General features: G+C 70.5%; 1 protein-coding gene. It reads right to left on the bottom strand.

The window, feature by feature from the left end; translation table 11 throughout:
• Positions 1-397: ATP-binding cassette domain-containing protein (locus tag L995_RS11880; RefSeq protein ID WP_047471922.1), on the bottom strand; the 397-nt coding region annotated here is incomplete at its 3' end.
• Positions 398-458 lie beyond the last annotated feature (61 nt).

Genomic DNA, 458 nt, shown 5'->3' with positions numbered 1-458 from the left:
CCGCGTCCAGCTGGGCCTGCAGGCGCTGGCGCAGGTCCCAGCGGTCGGCCAGCAGCTCGAAGTCGCGGGGCTCGCAACTGCCGCCCTCGATGCGCGCCAGCGCCTCCAGCGCGGGCTGCAGCCCGGCCAGCGCCGCCACCGAAGGCTGGTCATGCCAGTCCGTGCGCTGGGCCAGGTACAGCACCTGCCCCGAGCGCAGGCAGCGGCCCTGCGAGGGCGCATCCAGCCCGGCCAGGATGCGCGCCAGCCGCGACTTGCCCACGCCGTTGCGCCCCACCAGGCCGGTGCAGCGTTGGTCCAGGGTTTCGGAAAGATCGGAGAAAAGGGGGCTGCCATCGGGCAGCACGCAGGAAACGCCGTCGAGCGTGATCGTGGTATTCGTCATATCGCGGTTCATGGATGCCAACGCAGTTCCTTGCCGCTTTGCATGCATTGCGCATGCCGTGGGCAGGACGCGG

The sequence above is a fragment of the Delftia sp. ZNC0008 genome (genome assembly GCF_000799035.1).
Classification (GTDB): domain Bacteria; phylum Pseudomonadota; class Gammaproteobacteria; order Burkholderiales; family Burkholderiaceae_C; genus Comamonas; species Comamonas tsuruhatensis.
Note: the sequence above shows the minus strand (reverse complement) of the source record. Positions and strands in the feature narration are given on the sequence as shown.